Annotated in this window: 5 protein-coding genes; 4 read left to right on the forward strand and 1 reads right to left on the reverse strand. The window is 64.7% G+C overall.

Annotated features, from left to right (window positions below; genetic code table 11):
* Positions 1–254 precede the first annotated feature (254 nt).
* From V6M49_RS02930 to V6M49_RS02945, 4 genes are read left to right on the forward strand one after another with little or no spacing between them, the layout of a single operon-like run.
* Positions 255–1,310, forward strand: coding sequence for a zinc-dependent alcohol dehydrogenase family protein (locus V6M49_RS02930; protein WP_332759956.1), 1,056 nt, complete (start codon positions 255–257; stop codon positions 1,308–1,310).
* A complete protein-coding gene (locus tag V6M49_RS02935; RefSeq protein ID WP_332759958.1) occupies positions 1,307–1,765 on the forward strand; it encodes a flavodoxin family protein in 459 nt (152 codons plus the stop codon). The genes V6M49_RS02930 and V6M49_RS02935 overlap by 4 nt, the downstream gene beginning before the upstream one ends.
* Positions 1,762–2,295: a flavodoxin family protein gene (locus V6M49_RS02940; RefSeq protein ID WP_141140444.1), complete on the forward strand. Its 534-nt coding sequence runs from the start codon at positions 1,762–1,764 to the stop codon at positions 2,293–2,295. Before V6M49_RS02935 ends, V6M49_RS02940 begins: the two co-directional genes overlap by 4 nt.
* 9 nt (positions 2,296–2,304) lie before the next feature.
* Positions 2,305–4,755, forward strand: a complete 2,451-nt coding sequence (locus tag V6M49_RS02945; RefSeq protein ID WP_332759960.1) for an HAD-IC family P-type ATPase — start codon at positions 2,305–2,307, stop codon at positions 4,753–4,755.
* On the opposite strand, the gene V6M49_RS02950 is transcribed toward V6M49_RS02945, so the two are convergent.
* Positions 4,752–5,216: a pyridoxamine 5'-phosphate oxidase family protein gene (locus V6M49_RS02950; RefSeq protein ID WP_141140442.1), complete on the reverse strand. Its 465-nt coding sequence runs from the start codon at positions 5,214–5,216 to the stop codon at positions 4,752–4,754. The genes V6M49_RS02945 and V6M49_RS02950 overlap by 4 nt on opposite strands.
* Positions 5,217–5,251: the final 35 nt, after the last annotated feature.

The raw sequence follows: 5,251 nt of genomic DNA on the forward strand, positions 1-5,251 counted from the left end.
GCAAGGGCCGGGGACTCCTGAGAGGAACTATCGGGTCAACTGCCCATGCAGTCCTTCACCACACCACGGGACCTGTATTAATCTCCCGGCCCCTGGAGCCCGGCAGGACCGCGGGCAATGTGAAGACCTGAACTGCCGCCGTCGAACGTCCGGGACCTTTGTCCCTTACCACCGGGCCGAGCGGGCGGCATCGTTGACGTGGAGCAGCATTCCGTGCGCTTTGAGCCCAAGATCAACAACAGGCAGGAACACTCATGAAAGCAATGGTTTACGGGGGCCCAGGCAAAAAATCCTGGACAGAAGTGCCCGTTCCGGTGATCCGGAATCCCTCCGATGCCATCGTCAAAGTTGACACCACCACCATCTGCGGGACGGATTTGCATATCCTCAAAGGCGATGTGCCGGCCGTGGCCGAGGGGCGGATCCTCGGTCACGAGGGGGTGGGGACCATCACTGAGGTTGGCGCGTCAGTGACCAGCCTGAAACCGGGTGACCGGGTGATCATCTCCTGCATCAAATCCTGTGGCCATTGTGCCAACTGCAAGGTAGGCCTCTATTCGCACTGCATGGGTGACGAGGGCGCTTCGGGCATCGGCTGGGTCTTCGGACACCTGATCGACGGCACGCAAGCCGAGTACGTGCGCGTCCCCTACGCCGAAAACTCCCTGCACCTGCTGCCCGACGGCGTCAGCGACGAGCAGGCCGTCATGCTGTCGGACATCCTCCCCACGGGCTTCGAAATCGGCGTCCAGTACGGCCGGGTCAAACCCGGCGATACGGTGGCGGTGGTTGGGGCAGGCCCGGTCGGGCTGGCCGCAATCGCCACCGCAGGGCTTTACGGAGCGGCCACCGTTATCGCCGTGGACTTGGACGCGAACCGCCTTGCGAAGGCCCGGGAGTTCGGCGCCACTGACGTTGTCCGCTCGGACGACGCCGACTGGAAGGAGCAGGTGATGGCCCTGACAGACGGCCAGGGCGTGGACGTGGCGATCGAGGCCGTGGGTATTCCCGCAACGTTCACCATGTGCACGGAGGTGGTCCGGCCCGGCGGGAACGTCGCCAACGTCGGCGTGCATGGCAAGTCCGTGGAACTCCATGTGGAGAACTTGTGGATCCAGAACATCAACATCAGCATGGGCCTCGTTAACGCCAACACCACCCCGATGCTGCTGAAGCTTGTGGCCCAGAACAAACTGCCGGCGGAAAAGTTCGCCACGCACCGTTTCCGCTTTGACCAGTTCATGGAGGCCTACGACACATTCGCCCGGGCCGCGGAGACGAACGCACTTAAGGTTGTGATTGCGGCATGAAAGGCTACGTCGTTTACGACTCCGCATACGGGAACACCCAGGCGGTTGCCGAGGCCATCTCCCAGGGCCTCAAACCTCTCCGCGCGGCAGCGGTCTCCGTCTCGGAGTTCAACCCCGGAACCCTGGCAGCTGGCGATTTCCTCATCGTCGGTTCCCCCATCAACGGGTGGCGGCCCACGCCCAAAATTACGGAACTCTTGACGCGATTGGGCAACGGCAGGCTCAAGGGCATCAGGGCGGCAGCATTCGACACCCGCGTCCGCTTCTTCATCCATGGCGACGCCGCCCGGAAAATGACCAAGCTGCTGACCGATGGCGGCGCGCACATCATTTCCAATCCCACCCCGTTCTACGTCCGGGGCACCGAAGGGCCCCTGCGCGCCGGGGAACTCGAAAAGGCAGCCGGCTGGGCCAGGAACCTGGCGTCGGCACTCGATCGGAAGGCAACGCCATGAAGGCAGCCATTGTTTACGAATCCCTCTACGGCAACACGCACGCCGTCGCGGACGCGATAGCACAAGGACTGCAAGGGCTGGCCGAACCCTTGGTGATGTCCGTCGACGAGGCGGCCGGGACCGATCCCACGGCCACCGATCTCCTGGTAGTCGGAGGGCCCACCCATATCCATGGCATGAGCAGGAAGCCCATGTGGGAACTGGCGGTCAAGGACGCCCTCGAACACCCTGAGAAGGGACTAGTCCCGGACGCGGCGGCCGGCGGACAGGGTTTGCGGGCATGGTTTGATGCCCTGGACAAGGCAACCGGGAAAGCTGCCGCTTTCGATACCCGGCTGGAGGGCAACAAACTGCTGACGGGACAGGCGTCCAAGGGGATCGCGAAACGACTCAAGCAGCACGGCCTTGAGCTCGTCGCTGAGCCTGCAAGTTTCCTCGTTGATGACACCAACAAGCTTTTGCCGGGTGAACTCGACCGGGCGCGCGAATGGGGAAGGACCCTCGGGGCGGCCCTCACGCCTGCACCTTGAGGCTGGCCGGTGGGCACGGCAGCGGCTTCTTTTCCGCCCGGGGCTGACGCTCCCGCGGGATCCGGCCTCTCCACGCGGGAGGTGAAGGAGCGCACGCTCGCCGGCCTGGCCAACGGAGTCCCCGACAACTCGAGCCGCACCCTGTGGCAGATTGTCCGGGCCAATGTGCTGACTCTCTTTAACGGCATTGTTGGTGGTTGCTTCCTGCTGTTGCTCGTCCTCGGGCAGTGGCAGGATGCGCTCTTTGGGTTCGCGGCGCTCAGCAACGCCGTGATCGGCGTGGTCCAGGAGTTCCGGGCCAAGCGGCTGCTTGACCGGCTGGCAGTCATGGATGCCCCGCAGGCCAGGGTGCTCCGCGACGGCCAGGTGCAGGAGATCGCGGTCGCGGATGTGGTCCTGGACGATATAACCGTCCTCCAGGCCGGCGACCAGGTCGTAGCCGACGCCGTCATCGTCGACGACAATGGCCTGGAAGTTGACGAATCCCTCCTCACGGGTGAGTCAGAGCCCGTGAACAAGGACCCGGGCGCAACGGTGCTGTCCGGCTCCACGATCACAGCCGGCCAGGGAAAGGCGAGGGTGGTCGCGGTGGGGGCCAGCTCGTACGCTAGCCTGCTCACTGCTGAAGCCAAACGTTTCTCCCTCGTCAATTCAGAGATCCGCAACGGGATCAACCGCGTCCTTGGGTGGATCAGCTGGGCGCTGTTCCCCGTGGTGGTCGTCATCACCAACGGCCAGATGCAGGCCAAAGGCGGCTGGGACGCCGCTTTCCGTACCGGCGCGTGGGTGGAGGCGCTCGTCGGAGCGGTGGCCGGGGCCATCGCGATGATCCCCCTGGGACTCGTGCTGATGACCAGCGTTGCGTTCGCCGTCGGCGGCGTCCGCCTTGCCCGCCACAACGTGCTGGTTCAGGAACTGGCTGCTGTGGAGGGCCTTGCCCGTGTGGACGTTCTTTGCATCGACAAGACTGGCACGCTGACTGAAGGCAAGGTGGTTTTCGACGGCGTGTATGCCGTAGGCGGGCCACCTCCGCCGGGCTGGGAGGAGGCCCTGGGATGGTTCGGCTCGGACCCCCACGCCAACGCCACGGCCCGCTGCCTGGCTGGCACCTTCGGCTTCGATGGCAGCCGGGCCCCGACCGCCGTCGTTCCTTTCTCCTCCGCCAGAAAGTGGAGTGCTGCCAGTTTCCTTCCGCCCCACACCGCTGCGGGGACCTGGGTGCTGGGTGCCCCTGAGATGGCGTTGCCAGTGAGTAGCGGAAGCACCGATGTTGTCCTGGTACAGGCCCGCCGCCTCGCGTCAGCGGGTCTCCGCACGCTGGTACTGGCCCACACACAGGAAACCGCGCCCGAAGGGAATCCCGACGACGCCCGGTTGCCCCGGGGCCTGGCAGCGGCCGCACTGGTCACTTTCCGCGAAAAGGTCCGCCCGGATGCCGCACAGACGTTGTCCTACTTCCGCCGGCAAGGCGTTGTCGTCAAGATCCTCTCCGGCGATGACCACCGAACGGTCTCGGCTGTAGCACGTGAGGTGGGGCTCGACGTCGGCGAAGGATACGACGCGCGTCACCTGCCCCAGGACGCGAAACAGTTGGAGGAAACGCTCGAAGGATTTTCTGTGTTCGGCCGCGTGACGCCCCAACAGAAGAAAGACATGGTGCTGGCACTGCGGCGGATGGGGCACACCGTGGCCATGACGGGCGATGGCGTCAATGACGCGTTGGCGTTAAAGGAGGCGGACATCGGCATCGCCATGGACACGGCGGCACCCGCTACCAAGGCCGTGGCCCGCCTGGTCCTGTTGGACGGGCGCTTTGACAGGCTACCCGCGGTCCTGGCCGAAGGCCGCCAGGTTATCGCCAATATTGAGCGGGTCTCGGTGCTGTTCCTGAGCAAAACAACCTACGCTGTTGCCTTGTCCGTGCTCTTCGGAGCACTGATGTGGAACTTTCCCTTCCTGCCCCGGCAGCTGTCCGCCACCGATGGGCTGACCATCGGCATTCCCGCGTTCTTCCTGGCCCTGATGAGTAACAGCCGCCGCTACCGGCCCGGTTTTCTCCGACGGTCCCTGGCGATGGCAGTTCCAGCTGGAATCGTCGTCACCGCGGCGGTCATGGCTGTCCAGGTGTATTCCGTTGGTGCGGCGGGCTTCAGCGTCGGAGCCAGCCGCACCGCCTCCGTGCTGACGTTGTCCCTCGTAGGCCTGTCTGTCCTGGCAGCCGTCAGCCGCCCCGTCAGCGCCCTGCGCCTGGCCATCATCGCAGCCATGTTCCTGGGCCTGGTGCTGCTGATGACCGTCCCCGTCCTGCAGGAGTTCTTTATGCTCGAATGGCCACCTCCTGAACTCACGGCTGCCGCCCTCGCCGCTGCCGCCGTCGCCATCGTTGCGGTCGTGGCGCTGAGCCGGGCCCATGCAAGGCGGTACCCCGCTGATCCGCCTGTGAAGATGACGCCTCCTTAGAGCCAGTCTGCTGCAAAGTCCTGCGGGGGCCACCAGCGTGTGCGCGGTGAAACCGCAAACCTGCGCCCGGAGACCTCCCAGGGGACGATTTGGACGAGGTGGTCTTTGGTTCCGGGCTGCCAGGGCCCGCGGTCCGGACCGGTTTCCTGAAGGGTCGCTGGATCTCCCTCAAACGGCCCTGGCGTTCCCTTGACCACAACGCTCCAGACTTCGGTGGCGTAGGCGTTCATCCCATCCGCTTCAAAGGCCACGGCGGTGCCACTGAGGAGGGCACGAAGTTTCGTGCCAGCGGCAGTTCGAAAGACCACCTTTCCTCCGATAACCATGAAGTTCACAGGAAAGATCTCGGGGACTGAACCGTTGATCACGGCCAGCCGGCCTATGTAGGAGGACTCCAGATACTTCCAGCAGTCAGCCGGGACGAGGACTTCCGTGGGGGATTCCGAAGCGGAGCTGCTCATGGAACTGATCCTAGCCCCCTGTCCCGCCGGGTCGC

The organism is Pseudarthrobacter sp. (genome assembly GCF_036675385.1).
Classification (GTDB): domain Bacteria; phylum Actinomycetota; class Actinomycetes; order Actinomycetales; family Micrococcaceae; genus Arthrobacter.

Bases quoted from the DNA above. Each gene is read 5' to 3' on its own strand.
- V6M49_RS02930 (WP_332759956.1), top strand. From the start codon at position 255: ATGAAAGCAATGGTTTACGGGGGCCCAGGCAAAAAATCCTGGACAGAA.
- V6M49_RS02935 (WP_332759958.1), top strand. From the start codon at position 1,307: ATGAAAGGCTACGTCGTTTACGACTCCGCATACGGGAACACCCAGGCG.
- V6M49_RS02940 (WP_141140444.1), top strand. From the start codon at position 1,762: ATGAAGGCAGCCATTGTTTACGAATCCCTCTACGGCAACACGCACGCC.
- V6M49_RS02950 (WP_141140442.1), bottom strand. From the start codon at position 5,216: ATGAGCAGCTCCGCTTCGGAATCCCCCACGGAAGTCCTCGTCCCGGCT.